At 65.6% G+C, this 23,334-nt stretch carries 25 protein-coding genes and 2 tRNA genes; 10 read left to right on the top strand and 17 right to left on the bottom strand.

The window, feature by feature from the left end; translation table 11 throughout:
- Nucleotides 1–2: 2 nt before the first annotated feature.
- Together nrtL and ACFYWI_RS00800 are read right to left on the bottom strand one after the other, a co-directional pair.
- On the bottom strand, nt 3–1,046 hold the full coding sequence (gene nrtL, locus ACFYWI_RS00805) for an ArgS-related anticodon-binding protein NrtL (RefSeq protein ID WP_389223365.1): 1,044 nt from the start codon (nt 1,044–1,046) through the stop codon (nt 3–5).
- A 55-nt stretch (nt 1,047–1,101) separates the two neighbouring features.
- Nucleotides 1,102–1,584 (bottom strand): response regulator, encoded by a 483-nt coding sequence (locus tag ACFYWI_RS00800; protein WP_389223362.1) that lies wholly within the window; start codon nt 1,582–1,584, stop codon nt 1,102–1,104.
- A gap of 636 nt (nt 1,585–2,220) precedes the next feature.
- Between ACFYWI_RS00800 and ACFYWI_RS00795 the strand changes: the two genes are divergently transcribed.
- Nucleotides 2,221–2,292 (top strand) — tRNA-Arg (locus ACFYWI_RS00795).
- Between the two features lie 214 nt (nt 2,293–2,506).
- On the opposite strand, the gene ACFYWI_RS00790 is transcribed toward ACFYWI_RS00795, so the two are convergent.
- From ACFYWI_RS00790 to ACFYWI_RS00725, 14 genes are all read right to left on the bottom strand, one after another.
- Complete coding sequence (locus ACFYWI_RS00790) at nt 2,507–2,851, bottom strand: hypothetical protein (RefSeq protein WP_389223359.1); 345 nt, start codon at nt 2,849–2,851, stop codon at nt 2,507–2,509.
- Nucleotides 2,852–2,885: 34 nt separating this feature from the next.
- Nucleotides 2,886–4,259 (bottom strand): tyrosine-type recombinase/integrase, encoded by a 1,374-nt coding sequence (locus ACFYWI_RS00785; RefSeq protein WP_389223355.1) that lies wholly within the window; start codon nt 4,257–4,259, stop codon nt 2,886–2,888.
- Nucleotides 4,256–4,429 (bottom strand): helix-turn-helix transcriptional regulator, encoded by a 174-nt coding sequence (locus ACFYWI_RS00780; RefSeq protein ID WP_389224406.1) that lies wholly within the window; start codon nt 4,427–4,429, stop codon nt 4,256–4,258. The genes ACFYWI_RS00785 and ACFYWI_RS00780 overlap by 4 nt, the downstream gene beginning before the upstream one ends.
- Nucleotides 4,430–4,445: 16 nt before the next feature.
- Nucleotides 4,446–5,828 (bottom strand): replication initiator protein RepSA, encoded by a 1,383-nt coding sequence (gene repSA, locus ACFYWI_RS00775; protein ID WP_389223352.1) that lies wholly within the window; start codon nt 5,826–5,828, stop codon nt 4,446–4,448.
- Complete coding sequence (locus ACFYWI_RS00770) at nt 5,803–6,243, bottom strand: ASCH domain-containing protein (RefSeq protein ID WP_389223349.1); 441 nt, start codon at nt 6,241–6,243, stop codon at nt 5,803–5,805. Before ACFYWI_RS00770 ends, repSA begins: the two co-directional genes overlap by 26 nt.
- Entirely contained in the window at nt 6,243–7,751 is a 1,509-nt protein-coding gene (locus ACFYWI_RS00765; RefSeq protein ID WP_389223346.1) for a DNA cytosine methyltransferase, read from the bottom strand. Before ACFYWI_RS00765 ends, ACFYWI_RS00770 begins: the two co-directional genes overlap by 1 nt.
- Nucleotides 7,751–7,987 (bottom strand): hypothetical protein, encoded by a 237-nt coding sequence (locus tag ACFYWI_RS00760; protein WP_389223343.1) that lies wholly within the window; start codon nt 7,985–7,987, stop codon nt 7,751–7,753. The genes ACFYWI_RS00765 and ACFYWI_RS00760 overlap by 1 nt, the downstream gene beginning before the upstream one ends.
- 90 nt (nt 7,988–8,077) lie before the next feature.
- The gene (locus ACFYWI_RS00755) at nt 8,078–8,398 is read right to left on the bottom strand and encodes a hypothetical protein (protein ID WP_389223340.1); all 321 of its coding nucleotides are present in this window, start codon (nt 8,396–8,398) and stop codon (nt 8,078–8,080) included.
- Nucleotides 8,399–8,421: 23 nt separating this feature from the next.
- Nucleotides 8,422–8,616 carry a hypothetical protein gene (locus ACFYWI_RS00750; RefSeq protein WP_389223337.1) on the bottom strand — a complete coding sequence of 65 codons (195 nt, stop codon included), beginning with the start codon at nt 8,614–8,616 and terminating at the stop codon, nt 8,422–8,424.
- Between the two features lie 6 nt (nt 8,617–8,622).
- Nucleotides 8,623–9,285 carry a DUF2637 domain-containing protein gene (locus ACFYWI_RS00745; protein ID WP_389223334.1) on the bottom strand — a complete coding sequence of 221 codons (663 nt, stop codon included), beginning with the start codon at nt 9,283–9,285 and terminating at the stop codon, nt 8,623–8,625.
- An 80-nt stretch (nt 9,286–9,365) separates the two neighbouring features.
- Nucleotides 9,366–9,554 (bottom strand): hypothetical protein, encoded by a 189-nt coding sequence (locus ACFYWI_RS00740; RefSeq protein ID WP_389223331.1) that lies wholly within the window; start codon nt 9,552–9,554, stop codon nt 9,366–9,368.
- A gap of 12 nt (nt 9,555–9,566) precedes the next feature.
- Nucleotides 9,567–9,752 carry a hypothetical protein gene (locus tag ACFYWI_RS00735; RefSeq protein WP_389223328.1) on the bottom strand — a complete coding sequence of 62 codons (186 nt, stop codon included), beginning with the start codon at nt 9,750–9,752 and terminating at the stop codon, nt 9,567–9,569.
- Between the two features lie 80 nt (nt 9,753–9,832).
- A complete protein-coding gene (locus ACFYWI_RS00730; protein WP_389223325.1) occupies nt 9,833–11,185 on the bottom strand; it encodes an FtsK/SpoIIIE domain-containing protein in 1,353 nt (450 codons plus the stop codon).
- Between the two features lie 5 nt (nt 11,186–11,190).
- Nucleotides 11,191–11,541, bottom strand: a complete 351-nt coding sequence (locus ACFYWI_RS00725; protein WP_389223322.1) for a hypothetical protein — start codon at nt 11,539–11,541, stop codon at nt 11,191–11,193.
- Nucleotides 11,542–11,661: 120 nt separating this feature from the next.
- Here ACFYWI_RS00725 and ACFYWI_RS00720 point away from each other — a divergent pair, with 120 nt between their 5' ends.
- The 4 genes from ACFYWI_RS00720 to ACFYWI_RS00705 all read left to right on the top strand — a co-directional run bounded on the left by ACFYWI_RS00720 (nt 11,662) and on the right by ACFYWI_RS00705 (nt 15,460).
- Nucleotides 11,662–12,030: a winged helix-turn-helix domain-containing protein gene (locus tag ACFYWI_RS00720; RefSeq protein ID WP_389223319.1), complete on the top strand. Its 369-nt coding sequence runs from the start codon at nt 11,662–11,664 to the stop codon at nt 12,028–12,030.
- A 235-nt stretch (nt 12,031–12,265) separates the two neighbouring features.
- Nucleotides 12,266–13,960, top strand: coding sequence for a helix-turn-helix domain-containing protein (locus ACFYWI_RS00715; RefSeq protein ID WP_389223316.1), 1,695 nt, complete (start codon nt 12,266–12,268; stop codon nt 13,958–13,960).
- Nucleotides 13,961–13,990: 30 nt separating this feature from the next.
- The gene (locus ACFYWI_RS00710) at nt 13,991–14,971 is read left to right on the top strand and encodes an asparaginase (protein WP_389223313.1); all 981 of its coding nucleotides are present in this window, start codon (nt 13,991–13,993) and stop codon (nt 14,969–14,971) included.
- 27 nt (nt 14,972–14,998) lie between these two features.
- Nucleotides 14,999–15,460 (top strand): PPC domain-containing DNA-binding protein, encoded by a 462-nt coding sequence (locus ACFYWI_RS00705; RefSeq protein WP_389223311.1) that lies wholly within the window; start codon nt 14,999–15,001, stop codon nt 15,458–15,460.
- 31 nt (nt 15,461–15,491) lie between these two features.
- Here ACFYWI_RS00705 and ACFYWI_RS00700 read toward each other — a convergent pair whose 3' ends face one another.
- The gene (locus ACFYWI_RS00700) at nt 15,492–16,340 is read right to left on the bottom strand and encodes a nuclease-related domain-containing protein (RefSeq protein WP_389223308.1); all 849 of its coding nucleotides are present in this window, start codon (nt 16,338–16,340) and stop codon (nt 15,492–15,494) included.
- Between the two features lie 1,168 nt (nt 16,341–17,508).
- On the opposite strand from ACFYWI_RS00700, the gene ACFYWI_RS00695 reads away from it, so the two are divergent.
- From ACFYWI_RS00695 to ACFYWI_RS00675, 5 genes are all read left to right on the top strand, one after another.
- A complete protein-coding gene (locus tag ACFYWI_RS00695; protein WP_389223305.1) occupies nt 17,509–19,212 on the top strand; it encodes an McrB family protein in 1,704 nt (567 codons plus the stop codon).
- A complete protein-coding gene (locus ACFYWI_RS00690) occupies nt 19,170–20,396 on the top strand; it encodes a hypothetical protein (protein WP_389223302.1) in 1,227 nt (408 codons plus the stop codon). Before ACFYWI_RS00695 ends, ACFYWI_RS00690 begins: the two co-directional genes overlap by 43 nt.
- A gap of 179 nt (nt 20,397–20,575) precedes the next feature.
- Complete coding sequence (locus tag ACFYWI_RS00685) at nt 20,576–21,742, top strand: DNA cytosine methyltransferase (protein WP_389223299.1); 1,167 nt, start codon at nt 20,576–20,578, stop codon at nt 21,740–21,742.
- Nucleotides 21,739–22,830, top strand: a complete 1,092-nt coding sequence (locus tag ACFYWI_RS00680) for a DNA cytosine methyltransferase (protein ID WP_389223296.1) — start codon at nt 21,739–21,741, stop codon at nt 22,828–22,830. Before ACFYWI_RS00685 ends, ACFYWI_RS00680 begins: the two co-directional genes overlap by 4 nt.
- A gap of 362 nt (nt 22,831–23,192) precedes the next feature.
- A tRNA-Lys gene (locus tag ACFYWI_RS00675) sits at nt 23,193–23,265 on the top strand.
- The last annotated feature ends 69 nt before the right edge of the window (nt 23,266–23,334 follow it).

The following is a 23,334-nucleotide window of genomic DNA, read 5'->3' as shown; positions in this document are numbered from 1 at the left end:
TCTCACAGGTATTCGGGTGCGCTGATGCCGAGCAGGGACAGGCCACCAGCCAGCACCGTCCCGGCGGCTTCGGCGAGAGCCAGCCGGGAACGGTGGGCAGCCGAGGGTTTCTCGTCACCCACGGGCAGCACCGTGTGCTGGAAGCCGAGAAGGGCATCGGCGGTGCTCTCAAGATGCCGGACGAGCCGGTCGGGCGCGCGCAGCCGGGCCGCGGAGGCGAGGACGGCAGGGTGGTCGCCGATCGCGGTGGTGAGGGCGGGGGCGTCGACGTGCGCCTGGGGGGCGCTGTCGAAGCCGAGCTGCTCGGCGTTGCGGGTGAGGGCGCGGGTGCGGGAGTAGGCGTACCGGACCCGGAAGAGGGGATTGCTCACATGCTGTACGAGGAGCTCGTCACCGGTCCGCGGCCGGTCGTGAGGCGCGGCGGCCAGCAGCCCCCAGCGCGCGGCATCGACCCCGAGGCGTCGCAACAGGGTGGCCGCATCGTCCTCGGCGGGCACCGGCATCACATCGGTGCGGAGAAAGGGGCGAGCCCCCTCGGCCCCGATGCGTACCCCCAGATCGGCCCAGGCAGGGTCGACGGTCGCTTCGCAGTAGATACGACTCAGGGTCCCCTGCGACAACAGGATCCGGCGGAGGGCGTCGGCGGTGACGGCAGCCCGCACGTCGGCGCGACAGCTGGGCTGGGCGACCGCTCCGGTGAGCTCCGTCCACCCGTACTTGCAGCCCCGCTCCAGCACCTCCCGTACGAGCTCCTGCTGCGCACGCGAGTCGAGGGTGATGTTGAGGAAGCCGGGCCCGGTGATCTCGATCCCGGCAATCCCGGGGGCCTCGGCGATGCGGGAGCGCAGCATTTCGGCGACGGCACGGGGCGGCCGGCCCGCGGGCCCCGCGAGGCGGAGGGCGACATTGGTGGCGTAGTCACCGGACCCCCCGGGCCGCGGCCGCTCGACGCTGACGCTCTCGGGCACAGGGGCGCGCAGCACACCGTCCTCCACCGCACGGCACACGGCGTGCCGGACGGTACGGGAGAGCTCAGCGGGTGTCACGGGACAAGCGTATGGGAGGGAGGGGGGCCCTTTGCGAACCGGTTTCGCGATGCGGTCAGCCGCGCGTGCTCCCCGCCCGCCCGACCCCATGCCTGCCGTCTACGGACGGCGGACCCTCCCTGTGCATCAACTGCCGTACGAGCTGCACCAGCTCGGCCGGCTCGAAGGGCTTGGCGAGAAAGGCGTCGACGCCGGCGGCGATGCCGCTGTCCATCTCGTACTGCGTACACGCGCTGATGATGGCGACGGGCAGATGGCTGGTCCGCGCGTCCGCGCGCAGCCGGGCGGCGGTGCGCAGCCCGTCGAGACGGGGCATGACCACATCGAGGGTGACGACGTCGGGCCGGACGCGGTGGACGACATCGAGACACTCGGCACCATCGGCCGCGGTCACGACCTCGAAACCCTCCAGCTCGAGGTTGACCCTGATCAGCTGCCGAATCACCCGGTTGTCATCCACAACGAGCACTCGGCCGGACGTGCCGGACACAACTCGAGAGTAGGTCGCCACCCGGCCCTGCGTCCGGGTTTTACCCACTTCCGACGCGCGCGGCGCGACGCGGGCGGACGGAGGCGCGCGGGCGGGGCACGGGCGGACGGAAACGCGCGGGGGCGGGCGACGAGGAGGCGGGTGCGCGTCCGGCCCGTGGGAGCGGGTGGCGCGGGCGGGACGCGGGCGGACGGAAACGCGCGGGGGGGCGGGCGACGAGGAGGCGGGTGCGCGTCCGGCCCGTGGGAGTGGGTGGCGCGGGCGGGCCACGAGGACGCGGAGGCGGTTGACCCGTGGGAGCGACGCAGGCGGGCGACAGGTGCGGGACGTGGGGGCGTCAGGACCGAGGGGGACGGGGACGCGACGCCCAGGTCGGAGGCGCCGGGGCTGAGCGACGCGGGGCCGGCGCCCGACCCCTCCGGGCGGGTGTGGCCGGGGCTCATGGCGTTGGCCGCCGACAGCGACGTCGGACCCGGCCGGACCGGTCCCGGAAGCGGCCAAAGCAGCCTGCTCGAGCATCGTCGAACAGATCGTGTACACGGATTCCGGTCCCACCGGAATCCGTGTACACGAGACGGCGAGGGGCGCGGCAGGGCACCGCTCCGAGGCTCGAAATACCTGTTCACGGAGACCCTTGGGGAGCTGGTAGGGTTCTACCCGTCGCCGCGCAACAGCGGGGCGTACGCCCCCGTAGCTCAGGGGATAGAGCAACGGCCTCCGGAGCCGTGTGCGCAGGTTCGAATCCTGCCGGGGGCACCCTGTATGAGGTGCCCAAAGACCCCGTCACCAGCGGAAACGCTGAGGCCGGGGTCTTCTTGCATGTGCAGCCGTATGCCGCTCGGAGTCGCCGTATGACAGGCGCTGCGGCCTATTCGCGGCCTGGATCATGGCGCGTCGTCCCAGGCCAGCAGCCGGAAATGGCCAAGGCCCCCGGACAGGTCCAGGGGCCGTGCAGTTGGGCTTCAGTGGATCACGCTCGGACCTCGCGGACCAGGGTGCCGTTGGCGTCGGGGAGCTCCAGTCTGTATGTCAGTCCGAAGCGGTTGAGCAGGCCGGCGAGCTCGTCGAGTCGCCGCGGGTCGACAACGCCATTCAGCAAGAGGTCCGAAGCGTCGATGGGTTCGATCTCCACCTGACACCAACGGGTCTCAAGCTCGTACGCGTACCAGGATGACGACCGCGACCTCCAGCCGGCCTGCACGAACCGCTCCGCCACAGAGGAGGCGTCACGACAGCCCCGGAGGCTGCCGCATATGTTGTTGCCGACCTCGATCCACTCAGGATCGAGCTTTTGTCCGTCGTCGGATATGTCCACGCCCGGAGTATGAAGCACCACGGCCCAGCCGCGATCACTCGTACTCGCGCAGCAGGTCTTCGATCCGGCGGTTGGCGACTTCCTGTCTGCCGTCGAGGCACTTGGCGTACCGGCTGAGCAGGACTTCGACACTGTTGCCCGCACGCTCTGCAACCTCTGTGGCGTCCACTCCGGCGTTCAGCCACGTCGAGAGCGCGGAGTGCCGGAGGTCGTACGGGCGCCGGGCGAGCGGGGAGGCCACCACGGCCGGCGGTAGCGCCAATACTCGGGCTTCCTGCCACGCCCGGTAGTACGTCGAGGAGGAGACCACTCCCCCGTTCTCGCTGAAGAACAGACGACCGTCGTCAGCGGTCCCGAAGGTCTCGATGTGCTCGCGGAAGATCACCACGAGCTGGGGAGGAATGGGCACACGACGTACGTCCTCGTTCGATCGATTCTTCAGGCCGCGGTCGTCGTGGCTCGCCCCTGAGTCGGTCCACTGCTTGCCCACGCTCGGACGTGTCCGGTGCAGCAGTGCAGAGCCCCACCCGGACGCGGGGAGCGTCAGATCCGGCTCGGCCAGGCCCACTACCTCAGCAGGCCGAAAGCCCCCGAAATACATCCCGGCGAACAGGCCCACCAGGCGCCGGCCACGGGCACGCCGGTAGCCGCCGACGTACGAGACGGCGTGCAGCAGGGACCGAGCTTGCTCAGGGTTCGCAACGACCCGCGGGTCCACTTCGCTGGAAACCTTAGGCTTCTGCCAGCGCAGGGAAGCAAGCGGATTCTCCGAGAACTCCCCCAGGTCAACGGCGTAATTCAAGGCGTTGACGAGGGTGCGCCGCTTGCGTCGTACCGTCTCGGCAGCCGCCGCGGTGCCATCCAGTTTCAGCTTGAGCGAGTCGAGAACAGCCCGTCCGACCACCGGGTCAGAGAGGTCCGTCAGAGGGAGCGAGGCTTTGGCGACCCAATGAAGAGTGTTGCCGACCTCGACAGGGAGTTCCCTGTCGTCGGGTCCGGGAAGGACGAAGGCCCACGTTCGCAGAGCCTTGCGAAGCGCTTCAATGGCAGGCCTCCCCGGTCGATCATCCAGAAGCGAGATCGTCACGGAGGCAAGCGATTCATTGATGCCGTCGCGCGTGTTGGGAGCCGCGTGCGGCCATTTCATCGCGAGGTACCTCAGCGCGAATTCGTACCAGCTCAGCGTGGCCTTCTTCTCAGCCATCGAGTCCGGTAGCCCCGACTCAGTGTCGAACTCCTCGCCCTCCCGCGCAGCCCTCAGAAGCTTGGAGCGGAAGCTATCGGCGAGCGCTTTGGTCTTACGAGTCTGCGAAAAGGGCTCCCCTGCCACCTTCCATCGCACCTGATAGGAGGGACGGGCACCGTTCTTGGCCCGAATCGACCACACCCGCACGTCGGTCGACTTCACGCAGCAGCCCCTTCCAGCTCACGGAGCCAAGCCGAGAAGTCCGAGCGCCAGACGCGCAGCTCACCGTTGGGCAGCTTGAAAGCCGCCGGCCCCTGTCCCAGCTCCCGCCACCGGTAGAAGGTCCGGCGCGATACACCACCGAGCTCGGAGAGGATCTGCGGAACAGTCATCAGCTCGTCTTTCACGTCAGGCTCCTTCCAAGGCGAGCTGGTCTTGCCTGGCTTCTCTGGCGGTTTCTCGGTTGATGCGGATGTCTTCGGCGATGGATGCGGCGAGGGCGGACTCGCCGGGGGTGTGGCCGTGGCCGGCGTAGCGCCAGTCGGCGAGCACGAGGGTCGTATCCGGCTCGGGCAGGCCGAGGGCTTGGCGTTGCTCGGTGGCGCGGTAGTCGGCCCGGACCTGGCGCCGTTCGGCGAAGGTTGAGGAGTAGCGGCGCGACTTGGTGAGGAAGTGACCGCGGAAGCCGAGCATGTGCGCCCAGGCCCACATCCTGCGTTCCGGGTAGATCGCATCGAGTTCCCAGCAGGCGCGGATGAGCCGCCGGGCGTGGTCGGGTACGTGCTGCTGGTCGAGTTCGGCGAGTTCGCCAATGCGGCGGTCGAGCGTGCCGGTGGTCTCAGCGGCTTTGGTGGCGTACTTGGCCACGTAGGAGGCAACTGCCCCTTCGCTGATGTCGCTGCCGTCGTCGAAGGCGCGGATGGGGCGGATGTCGAGCTGGGTGCCCCAGCGCAGGGTGCGCGCGGGCTGGTCCTCGACAGCGGGCACCGTGGCTGTGACGTAGGGGTGGACGGCGGCCGCCTCGATGCAGCGGGTGAGGAGTTCGGTCGTGGCCCACCTGGGCGGCAGGGTGTCCGGCCCGTCGGGTCCGTCGATGCGGATCACGGCGTGGAAGTGGATCGCACCGCGCTTCTGGAATTCGGCGACCTTGTTGAACGACAGCCGGGCAGCCTCTTTGAACGCCTTCTGGGTGAGTCCGGCAGAGGCGGCGAGTTCGCGGCGGAGCCGGTTAACGAAGCGGTGCCACAGCTCGCCTGCGTGGTTGTTGAACAGGACTGCCCCGACGTAGTCGTACGTTGCGGGATCGAGGGCGGTGCCGAGGGCGGGGTCGTTCTCGGTGTGGCGGGTGCCGCAGCGGCAGCGGCCGGTGTCGGGGATGTTGTGCACACGGCCGAAGGACGGGGCGGTCAGCGTCGCGAAGACCCGGGGCCGCTCCCGTACGGCTGCAGGGATGTTCATGGCGGTGTCGCCGGACAGGCCGGCGCGGACGAGGCGGTAGGCGTCGCCTGCGTAGAGGTAGGCGCAGGGCTGGCAGCGGGAGGCGCGGCGGTTGCCGCAGGCGATGCGCAGCCGGCCGCCCGGCTCGTCGGCGGTGGTGTAGGCGTGCAGGACCTGCCCGGTGGCTTTGTCGCGGGTGAGGGTCCAGCCGGTGAGGTGGACGGGTTGGGCGCAGCCGCCGGTCTTTTTGATCTGGTCTTGCCAGCGGTCGAAGTCGGGGGCCGAAGCCACCCTCAGCAGGTCGCCCAGGGTGGTCGGATCGAGCGTGTCAGCCACGGGCAGCCTCCAGCGCATCGGCGAGGAGCGGGGAGGCGAGCAGACGAGGCGGCGGGGTCCACAGACCGCGGGAACCGGACCAGGGCAGTGGTGCGGCGAGCGGCACGACGGTGGACAGTCGCCAGTGCCAGCTGCCGCGGGCGGACCAGAGGGTGCACCAGCCGTCGTCTTCGTGGCAGCCCTCGAGGTGGGCCACGGCGACGATCGCGGCCTTCGGATATGGGCGGCGCAGGAACGGGCGGGCCAGGGGGGCGTCTCTGGCGTTCGGGTCGGTGGTGCGGCCGGCGTGGATGAGGACCGGGCCGCGGTGGTCGGTGGGCCAGGTGCGGTTCTCGATCCGCTTGGTGCCGTAGGCGATTGCACTGGCCCAGGGCTGCCACACGGTCAGTGCCAGGACTTCGGGTGCGGGGGCCAGTTCGGGGGTGTGGGGCATCAGAGCACCTCCAGCAGGGCGGAGGCGATCCACTGGGCGACGTTGGCGGGTACGGCGTTTCCGGCTTGCTTGGTCTGCTCTCCTCCGTGGCCCTTCACCGTGTAGTCGTCGGTGAAGCGCTGGGCGCGCAGGTGCTCGCGGGCGGACAGCATGCGGAAGTAGCAGTCCTCCACGTCGATCTGGGCGGGGGCGCTATGGGTGCCGAGCACTAAGCCGGCTGACTCGCGGGTGGCGATGGTGTGCAGCGGTGCTGCGGTCGTGGTCGGGCTGCCCTTGCGGTAGGGGATGACCAGGCCGTGGTGGTTGCCTCCGGCGGTGATCGCGGCCAGCGGATCGCTGACTCCCCGGGTGGTGGAGCCGCCGCCGCGGTGCTCGGTGATGAACGGGCCGGGCAGCAGCAGGGCTTCGCTCTCGCGGGTGGTGCGGGTGCGCATGGGCACGGTGACGGGAGCGGCGTCGGTGTTCCAGCTGCCGCCGGTGGGGACGAGCAGGGGCGGGATGGCGATTCCGTCGCCGATCCGTACCGTGCGGGTGGGCAGCGGTGCCGCCGATGCGGGGAAGGCGCGGCCGTCGCCCTGGTTGCCGTGGTTGACGGTGACTACGGACGGCATCCGGTGCTTGTCCAGTCCGAGGCGGATCTTGCGGAGGGTGGATGCGGCCAGGGGCTTCATGCCCTTGGTGTGGCGGTCGCCGATCCGGATCCCGGGGTCTGCCCAGTTGATCGCGCTGGCAGCGGGGCGTACGTACGGCTCGACGATCTGGTGACGGCAGCCGGGGTTGGGGCAGCGGAAGTCGTACTGCTGCCGGTACTTGCCGATCTTGCGTCCGTTGCGCCAGGACTGGACGGCCAGCACGTCCTGCTGGCAGACCGCACACCAGGCGGGCGGGCGGACATCAAGGTTCGGCGCCCGTAGTTCGAGGCGGGTGAAGACGATGAAGATGCGGTCCCGCCACTGCGGGGCGTGCGGGTTGTCGTCCGCGCCGATGTGGGCAGCGGTGACCGAGACGATCTGGTGGCGGAAGCCGAGGATCTCCCAGGCGTGCAGCCACCAGGAGAACAGCGGCCAGGCAGTGGCGAACCGGGGGACGTTCTCGCACACGACAGCGTCGAAGTTGTGGACCTCGGCGGCCCGCAGGATGTCGTAGGCAGTGGCCCGGGTGCGCTCCCATGCCGCGTCCTGGATCGGTCCTTCCTCCAGCAGATCCAGCTGTCCCGGTGTCGGCGGGGGCTTGGGGCGGCTGATGCCGTCGGCGGGGCTGCCCTCGGTGCAGATTGGCGAGCCGACCAGGACGCGGGCCTTGGGCAGTCGCCGCATGTCGTAGTGGTCGAGATCCACACAGAGGTGTTCAGCTTCGGGGAAGTTGGCGGCATGCGTCTCGATGGCGCGTGCCCAGTGGTTGGCGCCGAGGACGACGTCGAAGCCGGCCCGGCGGAATCCGTCCGAGTCACCGCCGGCACCGCAGAACAGATGGATGGAGGTCGGCCGGGAGGTAGCGGATCGGCGCATCACCGGTGTGCCTCCCGCCCGGACGAAGACACAGCGAGCTGGTGAAGATGCACACTCGGGCAGCGGCTGGTGACGAGCCAGTGGGGGGCGTGGCCGGTGCCGTGGCAGGCCGGGCAGACGACGGGCAGGGTGGTCCGGGTGCCGTCCTGGTTGCGGGTGCCGGTGGTGACGGCGACGACGGGGAAGCCGTCGCAGTCCGGGCAGATCCGGGCAGCGCGAACAGTGCGGTCGGGCATGATGAACGTTCCTTCCGGTTGAAAGATCGGGTAGGGGCGCGGCCCCGGAGGGGGCGGATACTTGGCGGTTGAAGACCGCTCCGGGGCCGGTCACCGTTTGGCGCGCGTGCGCTCTGACTTGGGCGTCTTGATGGCAAGGGTGATGAGCCCGCCACCTCCGACGAGGGTGGGAACCGCTGTTTTGACCGCGAGAGCGGTCGTTGCGGCCACCTGGATCAGGGACAGCACGGCCACGGTGGTGAGGTAGAGCAGGCTGCAGAGCCCGAACGTGGCGATCAGGACCAGGAGCACGGGTCCGGTCCAGGAGCGGGGCGCGGCGTGGACGATGACCACCTGGCGGGGGTCGGTGCCCGGGGGGATCAGGTCGGCCGGGATGTGACCGCTGCGGAGTTGCGCGTCGGGACGTATCACGGTGCTTCTCCCTTCTGGGCGGGTTACTTGGTGGTGCCGTCGACGACGTCGACACCGGTCTCGGTGCCGGACTCGATCGCCGGGGCGAGGAAGGTGTCGGCGAGGAGGAAGCCGCCGAGGAGGAGCACGACGATCAGCCAGGTCGGCGGGCGGCGGAGCTTGATCCCGAAGTAGCCGACGAGGGCGATCACGACGATCAGCGGCAGTTCGACAGTCACGGCCGGTCATTCCTTTCCGGTGAGCTGGAGAGCGATGGCGTCGGCGAGCTGCGGAGCGACACCGAGGCGGGCGCGCAGGGTGTCGGCACCGATCGGCGCGCCTGTGGTCGCGCGGTGCGCGTCGGCGATCTTGCGGGCGTGTGCAAGGAGTGCGGGAGGAACGGGGACGGCGGGCGGCAGGGCCGGTACCGGAGCAGCCTGGGGAGCAGGGACCGGGGCGGGTTCGTCGCGGCTGACGGCGATGTCCGGGGCCGGTTGTTCGGATCGGTCAGCTTCGGGCATCTCTGCGTGCGACTGCGCTGGGGTGTGGACGAGGAGGGTTCCGCCGAGGAAGGCGAGGGCGGGCCAGCCGGCCACCAGGATCCGCAGCCATGCGGGGACGTCGTTCAGGTCGAGCAGCCCGGCGGTGGCGACGTTGGCGCCCAGCGATGCGGCGAGGGCGACGGCGAACCAGGTCCACGCGGCGCGGATAGGCCCTCCCGTGCTGCGGAGGATGCGCAGGCGTCGCCAGGCAGCGACCAGGAGCAGGTCCACCGAGATGGGGTAGGCCCAGGCTTTCCAGCCGTCCTGCCCTGCGGCGGCGGCGATGTCGTGCAGGTGGGCGAAGGACAGGGCCCCGGCGATCACGGCTTGCACCAGAACTGCGTCGGGGCGGATCGAGAGGGTCACGGGTCTTCACCTCCTTCACAGGTGATTTGGGGCCGGGGCCGGGCGGGGCTCGCAGGTCCTGCCGCCCGGCACCCGGCGGGTCAGTCGGTGCCCGGGTAGGTGTGGCCGGGCGGTGGGTAGAGGCCGTCGGCGCGCTGTTCGGCTTCGGTGGACAGGGCCCGGCACAGCAGGTGCGCGAACTCCTCGTCTGCGTCCGGGGCGATGAGGTAGCCGACGGCGAGGAGCGTCAGGGCGTGGGTGAGCTTGGCGTCCAGGGCATGAGGACACATGGGCGTCTCTCCCTAGGGGGTCGGGGCTTGGCCGGTGCCGAAGCAGGTCAGGCACAGGGCTTCCTGCCGGTCGCTGCTCTCGCGCTTGCTGTGGGTGCCGACCTTGAAGGATTCGGAGACCTGGCCGGTGGTGCAGTCCGGACACGGTGTGGGCTTGGGCTTGGCCGTTCGGCGGGCGGTGCGCTTCGGTGCTGTCACGGGGTCTCTCCTTTCGGGCATGGGTCGGGTAGGGACCTGGCGCGAAGGCGGTCACGCCGACCGGTGTGGAGCGGGATGGGTCAGACGGTTTCGACGGCCATGTCCCTGCTTTCGGCGGGAGACGTGGGCTGCGGCCGGAAGGGGTCCAGGGCCGGGATGTGCGGGGTCAGGTGTGCGAACTCGCGGCACACCGTGGCGACTTCACCGAGTGTCGTCTTGGGTGTGCGGATGCGGGACCAGCCGCCCGAGGAGTCGCCGGCGATCGCGGTTCCCGCCCGCTCGGGGGCGATGGCCGTTGCGGCGATAACGGCGAGTTCGTTGATGTCGCCCAGGCCCATGTCGGCAGTCTGCTTGTCGTTGCAGCGGTGCACCACGCGGCCGGTGAGCTGGGCCCGCAGCGCGGTTGCGCCCTTGCCGAGTTCGGAGCCGAAGCGCTGCCCGCACACCTCGAGATAGATGCCGACCGCGCGGGCGAGCTGCGCGAGGCGCACGAGCTGGGTCACCATGCGGTCCCGGCGGGTGGTGTCGGCCTTGGAGGTGATCAGGAACAGTTCGGCGATCTCGTCGATCAGGACGACGATGGGGACCGGACGGAGGTGCTTGGGCAGGCCCCAGATGTCGGACGTGATGTCCTCCAGCGGCGTGTCCGGGTTGATGCCCTGGTGCAGGCACAGCAGGTCGAAACGCTCTTCCATCTCTGCCACCAGGGCGTCCAGCAGCCCGTCGGCCTCTTCGGGGGTGATGGCGAGGGCGGTCAGGCGCGGGGCGAACGGGGTCTGTTCCACGCCGCGTTTGCAGTCGATGCCCACGATGGCGACGTCCAGCGGCGCGAGTCCTTTGATCAGGCAGCGTTGGAACATCGACTTGCCCGACTTGTTCGCACCGAGGGTGAGGCCGTGCGGGATGTCCTGGTAGTTACGGACAAAGGGCCGGCCGTCCTCCCGCAGGGCCACGGTGACGGACAGCGGACCGACGGCGAGGCGGCGCGGCATGCGTACCCGGTCGAGGACGTCGAAGCCGGTCAACCGCAGGTCGACCACGCCCGGTTTGATCTCAGCGACGTGGACCGAGTAGATGCCCCAGGCGTGCCGCAGGCGTTCGGCGGACTTGACCACGTCGTCCGGGGCCAGGCCCGCTGCCAGCCGCAGGCGGAGGCGAAGCCCAGTGGTGGTGGGACGTATCCCACGAACCTTCGGGATGCCGGGACGGGCCACGGTGTCACCGGCGGACAGTTTCTTGGCGAAGACCTTCCACCACGGCGGAGCCACGGTCAGCTCACACGCTTCCATCGTCGCGCGGTAGGAGGACAGGACCCGGTACAGGGCGGCCGGGAGACCGACCAGCGTCCAGTACACGGCCGGGGCCTTGACCCGGGCCACCAGGAGCAGGGCGGTGACTATGACCGCCAGCGCTAAGAGGGCTCCTCCGGACATGACGATCAAACCTTGCCGTTGGAGGCGGCCGGAACCTGCTGAGCCTGAGCCATCACGGCGGTGGCGCGGTAGCTGATGCCGTGCCCGAAGTCGTTCTCCCACGGGCGGGCGACCAGACCCGGCAGAGCCACCGGCGCACCGGGGAACAGGTCCGGCTGCACACCGTCCTCGGCGACCACGATCGTCAGCGCATCCGGCCGGCCGTCCACGATCACCGCCACGTTCACGTTGAACAGTGTCTTGCCGGACTGCTTGTCGATCGCGACCTCACCGGTCTCCCGGTTCTTGATCTTCGGTTCAGGGGCCTGGATGAGCATCACCGTCATCGCGGCGGTGTCCACGGGAATCTGACGCATCACTTGCCTCCCAGAAGGGGTTGAGGATTTGATCCGTGCATACATAGTCGACTTGGCATGCCTAGTTGTCAAGGAGTACTTGGGTTGCCTAGTCGGAAGGGTTGCCGCGAAGCTGGAGGTGTGACGACCGCAAAGAGAGTCGAAAAGTCCGGTGTGCCCGCGTATCTGCAGATCGCCGACAAGCTGCGCGAGATGATTCAGAACGGGGTTCTGGAGCCTGAAGACTCGTTGCCGTCAACGGCGCAGCTGTGCGCTCAGTACGGAGTGTCGGCGAGCGTCGTTAAGGCTGCAATCAGCGTGCTCCGCACCGAGGGTCTTGTCATTGGGCAGCAAGGGAAGGGCGTGTTCGTTCGCCCCGCCGGCCAGGAGTCAGAAGCGGAGGGGGACGACGCACTCGCCGCTCAACTCGCTGAGATCCAGAACGCGATTCAGGACCTCGCCGGCCGCTTGGCTGCGATCGAGGCAGCTGTGTTCCCAAAGCAGCCTTAAGTAGGTCGAAACGACAGGTGAGTTCGTCCAACTCCATACGGATGAGCCTCATGCGGCGCAGCAGTGCATCCCTCTGATCTTGGCTCCGTTCCATCTCCACCAGCTCCATCCGTCAAGGCTTCGCACCGGGCGAACCGGGCCTACATCCATTGACGCTCAGCAGTTGCCCCATCTCCATGGGCCGGATGTGGACACAGGCGCGGCCCGGTATCTGTCCACATGAGAGGCATGGATCATGGCCCAGACGCCGAGAAAGCTCTCCCCCACTGACTCCGCCCAGCACTTCTTTGGGGCGGAGCTCCGACATTGGAGGGAGCTCCGAGGCCTGTCTCAAGATCAGCTAGGAGCGCGGGTCTTCACCAGCGGTGACACGTTGAGCAAGGTCGAGAAGGCAACACGCTTCCCTTCCCGAGAAGTGGCCATTGCCTGTGACGAAGCACTTGGCGCCGACGGGACTCTGACACGGCTATGGGACCTTGCCAATGCTCAACGTCGTGATGGGCGCACGCGATTAGCCAGGCAGTCAAACCATGTGGACACTTCAGGCCTTGATCTCCAGAACGCCCTTGCCGCAGGCACGATGAAGCTGCGGATAGATGAGGAGGGCAACGTGTGGGCCGAGGTCGATCGACGGTCGTTTCTGGTCGGGAGTGCAGCTGCATTACTCAGTCAGGCGGGCAATGGATTGGCCGCGGGGACGCCTCCCTGGCCTCCAGCCGCCAGCAGCGTGAACGATCCCTTCGGCTTCGCCGCTGCGGTCGCGTCCGAATGGCCTGACCTGCAACTTTCCCAGCGGGTGCCCGATCACGGAGTCGACTGGACCGCCTTGATGCCTGGCGGAAGATCGATGCTCGGATCTGACCTAGCCTTGCAGCTTCATCCCGCAAGAGTCGAGGGCGGACGAGCGGTCGTATCCCTGCCTGACCAACGTCGTGTCACCGACTTTCTCGATCGGCCAGGCCGAGGTTTGATCATCGGGGCCGCTGCTAGCGATGAAACGCCGCAGTTCTACGTACTCGACGGCCGGAACGCCAGAAGACGACTCACTCGCACCGCGGGCATCCAAGAGGTGACCGCGCCACTCGCCTACGAACTGGACGACCTGACATTCGGCATCCTCTGGGCGGTTTCCAACTACGACGACGCACTGCAGGCCGACGACCAGGCCCTGGCAGAGACACGAACGGACCTCGAGCGCTACGACCGCCTGTCGTCCTCGGCTGTCAGCCGAGAGGCAGCGCCGGGACTGAACGCCGTTGCCCACATGTGGCTTGGCTCAGACTTCTGTGCACGCCACATCCTCAAGGCGCTGCCGGATCTACCCGAGCTACCCGCGTTCTGGACGCGTGAGCAGCGAGGCGAAGAGGCCAGCGCATGGCTGATCTTTGATCACAAGTACCCCTACCTTCAGGCCACCACCAGGGCGCTCGGGGGCCCGAGCACGCGAGCGTTCTGCGTACCCGAAGCGGTTGTCCGAACCTCACCACGGCACGAGCGCGTCTTGCTCTTCCTCGCAGTGGCTCTCATGGAGTCACTGGGCATCCATGCGCAGTTCACAAGCGACCCGTCTTACGCATCCGTTGAAGGCTTCGTGGTGTCGCCGAAGAGGGAAGCAGTCATCGCCAACTGGGTGCGTGGCGATGGCATGTGGCACGTCGACGTGACCGGCCGTTCCTCCATCGTGCGCGAGTTCACCAATGCGGCCGGCGACGTGGCAGCTGACTCCATCATCAAGGCCCCGACCGCGGATCAGCGCTTGCGGGCACTGGCCCACTACTTGGACCTCCCATGGACTTGGTTGATCCAGCGGTGTGGGCAGCTCGGTAAGCACGGAACCTCTGGACTGATTCAGTCCAGAAGCCGACTCGTGTCTGCGGTCGGCATCGACGCGGCCTGCGCATATGTCGGTTCGTTGCCCGCTGACAGCTAGCCTGCAAGCCACAGACGGAAGGAACGGCACATGACTGAGTCGCGACGGATTGCGGTGCTCTCGCTTGGCGGCACCATCGCGATGACCTCCCAAGACACCGGCGGCGCTACCCCGACGCTCTCAGCCGATGATCTCGTGGCCGCCGTCCCGGGCCTTGCCGAGACTGGGCTCACGGTTGAGGTCCGCGACTTTCGAAGGCTTCCAGGCGCCTCACTCGCGTTCAGTGACTTGCTCGACCTTGCACGGGAGATCGAGGCGCTCGACGTTGACGGTGTGGTCATCACCCAGGGCACAGACACCATTGAAGAGACTTCGTACCTGATCGACTTGGTGTACTCCGGTGAAATGCCAGTCGTGATCACTGGAGCGATGCGCAACGCGAGCATGGCAGGTGCCGACGGGCCAGCCAACGTCCTCGCGGCAGTTCGTACCGCCGCCAGCGTCGAAGCCCGAGGTGCAGGCGTCGTTGTCGTGTTCGGCGAAGAGATTCATGCCGCTCGCTGGGTTCGCAAGGCTCACGCCACCAGCCCCACGGCCTTCACGTCCTACCCGGGGCCCATCGGCTACATCGCTGAGGACCGAGTGCGGCTGTGGACGTATCCAGGTGACCAGCCGAGGATTTCGCTGCAGAAGACCAAGCGCGACGTCCGGACTGCTGTGGCACTCATCGGACTGGGTGATGACGGGGCTGTGCTCCAGGCGATCGGCGCACAGGTCAACGGTCTCGTGGTCGCGGCCTTCGGCGCCGGCCACGTCCCCATGGCTTGCGTCGACGCCCTCACAGACCTTGCCAAGCAGATGCCAGTGATCCTCGCGACCCGAACGGGGGCGGGCCCCGTGCTCCGCGGCACTTACGGGTTTCCGGGGTCGGAATCGGACCTGCTTGCCCGCGGCCTCATCTCAGCCAACACCCTCGGCCCGGTCAAGGCGCGGATCCTCTTGCAGCTACTCCTCATGCGAGGAGCCGATCACGACGAGATCGAAAAGCACTTCAACAGCACCCACGGCTGAGGACCCCGACCTTCCGAGAGGACTGTCTTGCGCAGCTACGAGTTGACCACCGGCCGAACCTTCGGCGTGACGTTCGACCACGGCGACGACTTCTTTCCCACTCTCGCCCAGTTCTGCCGCAGTAACGGGGTCCAGCATGGCTACATCCCCATGTTCATCGCCGGCTTCGCCGAGGCTGAGATCGTGGGTGCGTGCGAGAAGCTGGAGAACCCTGAGGCACCGGTGTGGAGCAAGGTGCACCTGACCGGGGTCGAAGCGATGGGCTGCGGCACGCTTGCCTACGACGCCGAGACGGACACGGTGCTTCCACACATCCATACATCTCTCGGAGAGAAGGCGCGATCCGCCAACGGACACACCAGCCATCTGCTCAGCGCCCGTGTTCAGTTCCTCGTCGAGATGCTGGTCGTAGAGGTCAAGTCACCAGTCATGACCCGCCCGCAAAATCCCGACCTCTACAACGTGCCACTGTTGGCCTTCGGAGCGTAGGGCTTCCCCCGAGCGGGGCTTGGTGCGCTTCTCAAGCCTGTGCCCACGCCTTGCGGTGCCGCGCAACCTGATAGACCCGCTCGATCTGATCTGGGTTCAACACGCCGTGCAGCGGGCCGAGGGCTGCGATCTCGCGTTCCTGATAAATCCGGACGTCCAGCAGAGTCACGACGCACTTCAACTCGCTGACTCCGACGAACACGATGACAGGCTCAACAGGCACGTCGAAGTCGCAGTGGCGACCCAGCGCTCTCTGGACCCGTTGCGCTTCCGCGCGACTCTTCCGCACATAGGGCCGCGGCCTGCCGTGATTCACCCGGACCGAGTCGTCCCCGACCCACACGTTCGCCTTCCGGTGGTGCTTTGTATTGATGCTGAAGACTCCGCCGGGTCCGATGAGCAGGTGATCAACGTCCACCTCGCGAGGCAGCGGGACGGAGTGCAGCACACGCCAGCCAGAACTTGATAAGCGTCGCAGTTCGGCACCCACGCGACGCTCGCCAGCCAGTCCCTTGCGCCAGGGGTCCCACTCAGAGTCACGACGCAGCAACCAAGCCGCAGCTCGCTTCATTGGCCCAGGGCCGGCAGCAGCGAGCTTGGCTCGCAGGGCGGCGCCCGGTCGATTCAGCGCCAAGTCGTCCTGGGCGGATAACAGCGGCAGCGAGGGTGCTGGGGAAGGCGTCGGCGGGGATGGGGCAGGGGCAGTCGAGGACAGGTAGCGTGCCAGGGCATCCATGGCTGCATCACGGTGCTCTTCTCGCAGGATGGTTACTTGCCCTGTCCTTCGGTCGAGGAAGGCTACGGCAACCCCGTTCGGGAGATTCACGTAGAGCCGATCATGTCCGTATCGCTTCCACACAGTGATCTTCAGATCGCTCACGCGAGGCCCCCCACGACGTCGCAATACGCCCATGGATATGGCAGCAGCAGCGATGCACGGCCGCAAGATGGCAGCCGCGGACAGACTTTCCCTACGTCATCAAGGCTCGCTTCGCTCGCTGCCCGACCTGGGGCTTCGGTCAGCGAGCGAGGTCATTGCCAGTCCAGCCGCCATACGCACAGGACCTGCCCCGCCCCATGCCTGCTATGCCCCCGAGTCGCCCCCCGAAGATGCCATAGACACCAGCAGAACAAGGCCCCCCGGGGGAAGAGGCGGACGCTCGGGAGAACACCGCATTTGACGCATCGAACGTCTGCATTCCCGGCCTCCTGAACTGCGGTAGCAGTCTGACGCAGAGGTCAGAGGTGCCGCGCACAGCGCGGCGGCGCCGGCCGGACGCCGCCGCGCTTGCCCCTACATGTCTACGCCACCGGGGCCGCACGTCGTCGCCCGCCCGCGCCCACAAGGGGGCGAAAAGAACCAGGCCGGGGGTGGGGACCTCCACGGCTTTACCCACCTCCCCGATCCGGGACCCGCGTCGAGCAAGACCAGGGGGCCACTCGGACACATTGCGGGCAGGGGACAAGCCTGCCCGAGTAGCCGGAAAGCGTACGGCCCCCTGATCATGCCCGACCCCAAACCAGGCAGGACACCGGCCAAAGCCGCTCCGTAGGTTGTTCGGCGGCCCGGGAGGGTCGGGAGTGGCTTTAAGACCCCTTGCCCGCAGGTGGCTCCGATGGAGGGGCGTCCATCTCTCCGCGACGCCCTGGTCGCTGATTGAGAGGTGTGCGTGGTCGCTGCTCTACGGAGCTGACGGCGGGTGTACCTCGGACCGAAGGCATGCTGTCTTTGACACTGCGGATACGCACATGACCGAGCCCGGCTCTAGGCGGGATCAGCGCAGGTAAGGCCAATTACTGGTTGGTCGCGGTCGACGAGACTGGGGCAACGGCTTCGAGCCGGAGGCCTGACAACGGCGAGCGTGCGACCGCGCTCGGGGGGATCCTCGACCTCGAGGCCACCCGCGAAGAGCTCTGACACGTCGGGGCCGCTCGCAGCCCCCTTGACTCGGCCTCAAGACTCCGCAGACCAGCAACGGCGGTGGAGGATGCGCACACTCCACCGCGCAGGAGCCTCGGCTGTTGCACGTGCATGGCACTCTGTACGCGTGACTGGACACTGGGACATCTCTGGCAGAGACGTGGTACCCGAACTGCGCGCCTTGGCAAGGCCGGCCGACGTAGGGGCGGCGCTGCTTCACGCGATGCTGCATTCAGATGGCAAGCCGTGGAAGGCTCCGTATGAGGATGTCCGCAAGAATCTCGGCATAAGAAGCAAGCCAGTAGCTCCTGAACTACAGGAGCAGGCTAACCAGCGCTTTCGCACTTACATGGCCCTTTTTCGCGGTCTGGGGTTGCTCTATGAAGATGGAGGAACGCTCCATTCAACCAACTTCGGCAATAAGCTTCTGGAGCTACTAGAGATCCAATACCAGCGAGTAGACGACTTCAGTCAGGAACTGCATCTAGCATCGCGGCCTCAGCTCGCCAGGCTCGTAGTTCCCGTTCTCGCGAAGTATCAGTTGGAAAACCCCCTTTCAAGCACCAAGTATCCAGACGGAACCGATATTCGCCCTCTTCTCGCCATCTGGCGCGCAATGAGGGCTCTAGACAACAAGCTGCACTGGGAAGAGTTGGGCAGAGCTCTTACTCCATGCTTGCGGGATTCCGACGTCACCACGGCCATCCAAAGGATCTCCGCCGCCCGGTCCCGTCCTGGATACAATCCCAGCGACCCGATCCTCATGGACTCGGCCCTAGGACCTCGTCAACCCGATGCTGGAGCAGACCAATCGGACAGACTCGATACCTGGTTTTCCCGGGCAGCTTTTAAAGGCCTGCTTCTAGAGCCTCGCGATCGGCCCGACGGGTACCGCCATCTCTCCAAGGAATACATACCGCTACTTGACGAGGCCATCGCGAATCCTCCCGAGTTTAATGAAACGTCGACTCGTAGCGAATACGTTCAATGGCTCGGCTCAGCTGGATCCTCTGTAACAGTCGAACCCTCAACCGACGTGACCGCCAGCAGAGTAGTAGACAAGTGCCGCCGGTACGGAGATCGCCAGATTATAGCCCTCGTCGGCCCGGCCGGGACGGGCAAGACGCGGATCGCCGAAGAGGCTGCACTCATCCTCGCTGAGGGCGACCCTACCCGCATTCTAACCGTACAATTCCACGCCAGCTTCACTTATGAAGAATTTGTCGGAGGACTTGCACCTATCGGCGGCACTTTCGAGCCAACACCTGGAGCATTGGTCCGAATCAATGACGCTGCACTATCTCATCCGGGCAAGACTCACGTACTCATCGTAGACGAACTAAGTCGAGCTGACGTAGCAAATGTACTGGGAGAACTCCTCACCTACATTGAGTACAGGGATCGCCCGTTTCTGGTGCCTAGTCTTTCACGAGACGTGACCATTGCGCGCAATCTGGTCGTAATCGCAACTCTCAATCCCGCGGACCGCAGCGTCGTCAACATGGATGACGCGTTGGTGCGCCGTTTGCGACAGATCGAGATTCCTCGCGATTCAGGCGCACTAGACAGAATTCTTGCCGCTGCCGGCATGGACGAAAAGCTCAGGTCGCAAGTTGTTCAGTGGTTCGAAGAGCTGCCCGCCGACGCTCCGTTTGGTCACGGACTTTTTGTCGGAATCCAGAACCCAACGGATTTGCACGACCTATGGCATGAATCCATCCGCTTCTTTCTGCGGCGGGGAGGACTCAACGTCTACCCGGAGCCGGAGAGGATTGAGCAAGGTTACCCATGGCGTCACGGTGCTTACGCCGAGAGCACCGAAGCGCCGTGAAGACAAGAACCTACGGGCGACTCCAACTCACCGAGATCGATATCGGAACGTCGATTGAGCAGGCTTTGGAACTGCCCTGGGCGCGCGCCGGTGTGGCGACCCTGCGCCGCACTCGTCTCGGAGTCGAGCTAGAAGTCGGCCCTTACGTTGGAACGCTCGTATTCCACAATGGACTGGTAGTACAAATTGACGAACTTGTCCCGGGTACGGTAGCAGCCTGCCTGTCGCTCTCATCCAGCGGGCGAAGGCAAGCCGAGCAGCTGGCGACTCCGAGCCGCCCCGTCCCAGCCATCGTCGCTCTCGCACGGGAGTTCCTTCACTCACTCGAAGGGCAACTAGCACAATCCATTCGCAAAGAATACGTGACCGTGGAGGCCGTAAGTAGCCGCCCGAGGGGGAAAGCACTCGTACGGGAAACTGTCCTTAACTTGTGGGCAAAGGGTCGCACTGATCGAGTGACAACTCGATATCGCTCACTGACAGAGAATACGGCTACAAATAGGTACCTACTCGCGGCTAGCTTGCGCGCTGAGCATCTTCTCTCGCAACACCATGCAGAAAAGGGGAGGGTTCAGCAATGCGTACATGCCCTTTCCGGCGCCCAGTTGGTGGCCTACCCACCGTTTCCATCGAATGAGCTGGAGATAGATGAGGGACTGCTGAGAACTCTGAGAGTCGGAAGAGCACTCCTGGACGGCGTACCACTCGGCACCCAATCAGGAGACGCTCAATTTAGCAGTTGGGTGAACGTGGATCGAGTCTTCGAAGAAGCAGTTCGCCAACTCTGCCGGATAGCCATGCCCAGCGCTCAAGTATCTGACGGAAAGTCACAGAAGATCATGCTCTTCCATGCAGCGCATGGCGAGGCGGAAGCTGTAAGAAAGCGGGCTGACCCCGATATCGTCATACGCCGGCACGGAAAGGTTGGGCTAGTCGACGCCAAGTACCGTAGTTCTGGCGAGCGTGTAACGGAAGACGCGCTGTACCAACTGATTGCGCACGCTGGTGCCTTCGCTGCCGATGCTGCTGCACTCGTGGCACCTGCGCTTCACGGCCCTCCGCGGATCCAACGCCTAGGCAGAGTCAACGGGGGCTGCAGCATAGACATAATCGCTGTCGACCCTGCCCAACCCGGCTCTACGCAGTCGCTCATCCAGTCTTGGGCCCTCACGTTGGAGAGTTGACGGGGCCCTCGCCTCCACTTTCAGTGAGGCTCGTCACCTCCCGCGACAGTGCTCCCTCGCTACAGGACACCAGCAGCGCCTGGCCGGCGGGGTAGGGGACCTCAGGCATCTCACGACGTTGAGGCCAAGCCCAGCACAGAAGACCCGTATTGTCAGTCCAGCCTTCTAAGATCTGAGCCATGAACCAGAGTCACACCGAGTGGGCCTACGCAGACCTCTTCAGCGGCTGCGGCGGCATGTCTGCCGGTCTGGCCGCAACTGACCGGTTCGTGCCGGTTTATGCCGCCGACAACGACAAGTGGGCGAACGCTACTTACGCTGCAAACCTCGGTCATGCGCCTGAGCAACTCGATCTGCTTACCTTGCAGGACGAAGACCTTCGAGTGGCGTGGGCTGAGCAGGTGCGCGCCAGAGCACAGGGAAAGCCTTTCCTCTTGACGGGTGGCCCACCATGCCAAGGGTTCTCATCCCACGTAAAGGTACGTGGAGATCGCAAGGGCAGGAATCAGCTTTTCAGCGTCTTTGGCGATTTGGCAGTAGCTCTACGACCCGATGTTGTCATGATTGAGAACGTGGCAGATCTGGTCTCTTCTCGTTCGTGGGATTTGTTTGACGAGCTTCGGTCGAAGCTTCGGGAAGCTGGCTACGGCGTTCGGGCTCGCATCCTCAACATGGCTCAACTCGGAGTCCCGCAAGAGCGATTTCGCACCGTGGTGCTCGCGACACTAAACCGAACGCCAACATTCCCGCAGGTTCGATGCGATCCATCCAACTTCTCCACAGTGAAGGACTGGATCGGTCATCTTCCGCCAATTGCAAGTGGCGAGCCCAATCCCGCGGATCCAATGCACGTCACTTCTCGGCACCGAGCCTCAACGATAGAGATCCTTCGCCAAGTACCTCAGGATGGGGGTTCACGTCCGGCAGGGGTCGGGCCTGAGTGTTTGGACCGGACACGCGGGTCCCATGGAGGATACACAGACGTTTATGGGCGGCTCGCGTGGTCAGGACCCGCTCCGACAATTACTGCCCGATGCAGAACACCAAGTTGCGGTCGATTCGCGCATCCGGAACAAGACCGTGGAATGACTGCAAGAGAAGCAGGACTTTTGCAGACATTTCCTGCCGACTGGCAGTTTGCGGGGCCTTTTGACGACCGCTACAAGCAAATCGGGAATGCCGTCCCCCCCCTGGCTGCACAGGCATTCGGCGATCACATTGCAGACGGAATGCCCGAAGTTGCATCAGAGGTCGGACTGTTCGAGGTGGAAGACAAGCCTGTAGGAAGTAGTTTTTCCGTACTGATTCCCGGGATTCGTAGGCGCGGAGGGGTACTAAATCCGTGACACTCAAAGCAATCGACGCATTCGCGGGAGCGGGTGGCCTCTCACTGGGGCTAGAGAAGGCCGGGTTTTCTGTCGCACTTGCATTCGATAATGATCAGGTCGCCGTAGACACGCATCGAAAGAATCTGGCGGGGCGGGCTGAAGTAGTGGATGCAGCGGCTGCCGACGGAAAGACGCTTCTTCAGCTGGCCGGCATCGAGCGGGGACAACTCGACTTGCTGGCAGGCGGTCCGCCGTGCCAGGGCTTTTCATTGCAGCGGCGCGGAGCTCGTGACGACCCCCGGAACCTACTAGTGCTGCGCTACTTGAACTGGCTGGACGAGATGAGACCGCGCGCATTCTTGATGGAGAATGTGGCAGCAATTCGAAGCGTTCGCGGAAAGCATTTGGTTGAGGCGGTAGAAGCGGCCGCCAGGGGCTTGGGCTTTGAAGTGCATGCAGCTATCCTTGACGCAGCGGAGTTTGGCGTTCCACAGCGACGACGTCGCGCATTTCTGGTTGGTTTGCCTAAAGGCGTACCTTTCTCCTGGCCCACGCCCGTCGATTTCGTGCGTACGGTAGGAGAGGCGATCCGAGATCTCCCCTCACCGCCAGAAGATGGAACGTGCCACCCACAATTTGCGAATCACTACCGCGAAGCCAGATTGAGTGCCCTCAATGTGGAGCGCATCAAGCATGTCCCCCCTGGCGGCGGTCGGGAGTACCTGCCAAAGCATCTGCAGCTTGCCTGCCACCAGGGGAACCACCGACATCTTGATACTTACGGCCGTCTTTCTTGGGATGAGCCGTCTGTGACAATTACTGCGCGATTTGATAGTTTCACCCGTGGTCGCTTTGGGCATCCCGAGGAACATCGAAGCATCACGCTTCGTGAGGGGGCACGCCTTCAATCGTTTCCCGATAGTTTTGCGTTTCTTGGTAATCGAGAAGACGGCGCGCGCCTGATTGGAAATGCCGTGCCTCCTTTGCTGGCTAACGCTATCGGCAATAGCATTAGTGCGTCTCTTTCCGGGAGACAAGCCCCCGGAAAGAATACGCCTCAGATGCCTCGCCAGATGAGTCTGTGGGCACCAGACATGGCCTCGTAGTCAGCCTCTTCCGAGCCTGGCTGCCCCGGATGGATACCTGCCACAGCGCTCCCATATCCGTGGTCACGCACCTCGTAAAGATGAGCGCCAGGCGCAAGAAGCGACCCTGGGGAAAGAGGATCGACCCGGCCGGACGCCTGGACTCCGGTCCGGCCAACCTGCCAGCTTCGCCCTCAGCAAACCGGACGGGGTGCTCCAGCACCCGGCCAGTGTCCCTCAGGTTCACCCGCCCACATGAAGCCGTCAGCTCCCAGGACTGCTGCGCTAGTCGGGTCGTTGACCCATGGGCGCGGGCTGCGAGGCAGGCGCCAAGTGGATGTGGATGCCGAACGGGACAGGCCGTGTGGCTATGATGGCGACGCGGGCCGCTAGCTCAATTGGCAGAGCAGCAGACTTTTAATCTGTTGGTTGTGGGTTCGAGTCCCACGCGGCCTACTCGTGAGCTGCCTATAAGACCCCAGCCAGGGGACTCTGGCGTGTGAGAGGAGGAGTCGGCTGCCTGGA

The sequence above is a fragment of the Streptomyces sp. NPDC002889 genome (assembly GCF_042888425.1).
GTDB lineage: Bacteria > Actinomycetota > Actinomycetes > Streptomycetales > Streptomycetaceae > Streptomyces.
Note: the sequence above shows the minus strand (reverse complement) of the source record. Positions and strands in the feature narration are given on the sequence as shown.

Bases quoted from the DNA above. Each gene is read 5' to 3' on its own strand.
- ACFYWI_RS00780 (WP_389224406.1), bottom strand. From the start codon at position 4,429: ATGACTGTTCCGCAGATCCTCTCCGAGCTCGGTGGTGTATCGCGCCGG.
- repSA (WP_389223352.1), bottom strand. From the start codon at position 5,828: ATGCGCTGGAGGCTGCCCGTGGCTGACACGCTCGATCCGACCACCCTG.
- ACFYWI_RS00770 (WP_389223349.1), bottom strand. From the start codon at position 6,243: ATGCCCCACACCCCCGAACTGGCCCCCGCACCCGAAGTCCTGGCACTG.
- ACFYWI_RS00765 (WP_389223346.1), bottom strand. From the start codon at position 7,751: ATGCGCCGATCCGCTACCTCCCGGCCGACCTCCATCCATCTGTTCTGC.
- ACFYWI_RS00760 (WP_389223343.1), bottom strand. From the start codon at position 7,987: ATGCCCGACCGCACTGTTCGCGCTGCCCGGATCTGCCCGGACTGCGAC.
- ACFYWI_RS00740 (WP_389223331.1), bottom strand. From the start codon at position 9,554: ATGTGTCCTCATGCCCTGGACGCCAAGCTCACCCACGCCCTGACGCTC.
- ACFYWI_RS00730 (WP_389223325.1), bottom strand. From the start codon at position 11,185: ATGTCCGGAGGAGCCCTCTTAGCGCTGGCGGTCATAGTCACCGCCCTG.
- ACFYWI_RS00725 (WP_389223322.1), bottom strand. From the start codon at position 11,541: ATGCGTCAGATTCCCGTGGACACCGCCGCGATGACGGTGATGCTCATC.
- ACFYWI_RS00715 (WP_389223316.1), top strand. From the start codon at position 12,266: ATGGCCCAGACGCCGAGAAAGCTCTCCCCCACTGACTCCGCCCAGCAC.
- ACFYWI_RS00710 (WP_389223313.1), top strand. From the start codon at position 13,991: ATGACTGAGTCGCGACGGATTGCGGTGCTCTCGCTTGGCGGCACCATC.
- ACFYWI_RS00690 (WP_389223302.1), top strand. From the start codon at position 19,170: ATGGCGTCACGGTGCTTACGCCGAGAGCACCGAAGCGCCGTGAAGACA.
- ACFYWI_RS00685 (WP_389223299.1), top strand. From the start codon at position 20,576: ATGAACCAGAGTCACACCGAGTGGGCCTACGCAGACCTCTTCAGCGGC.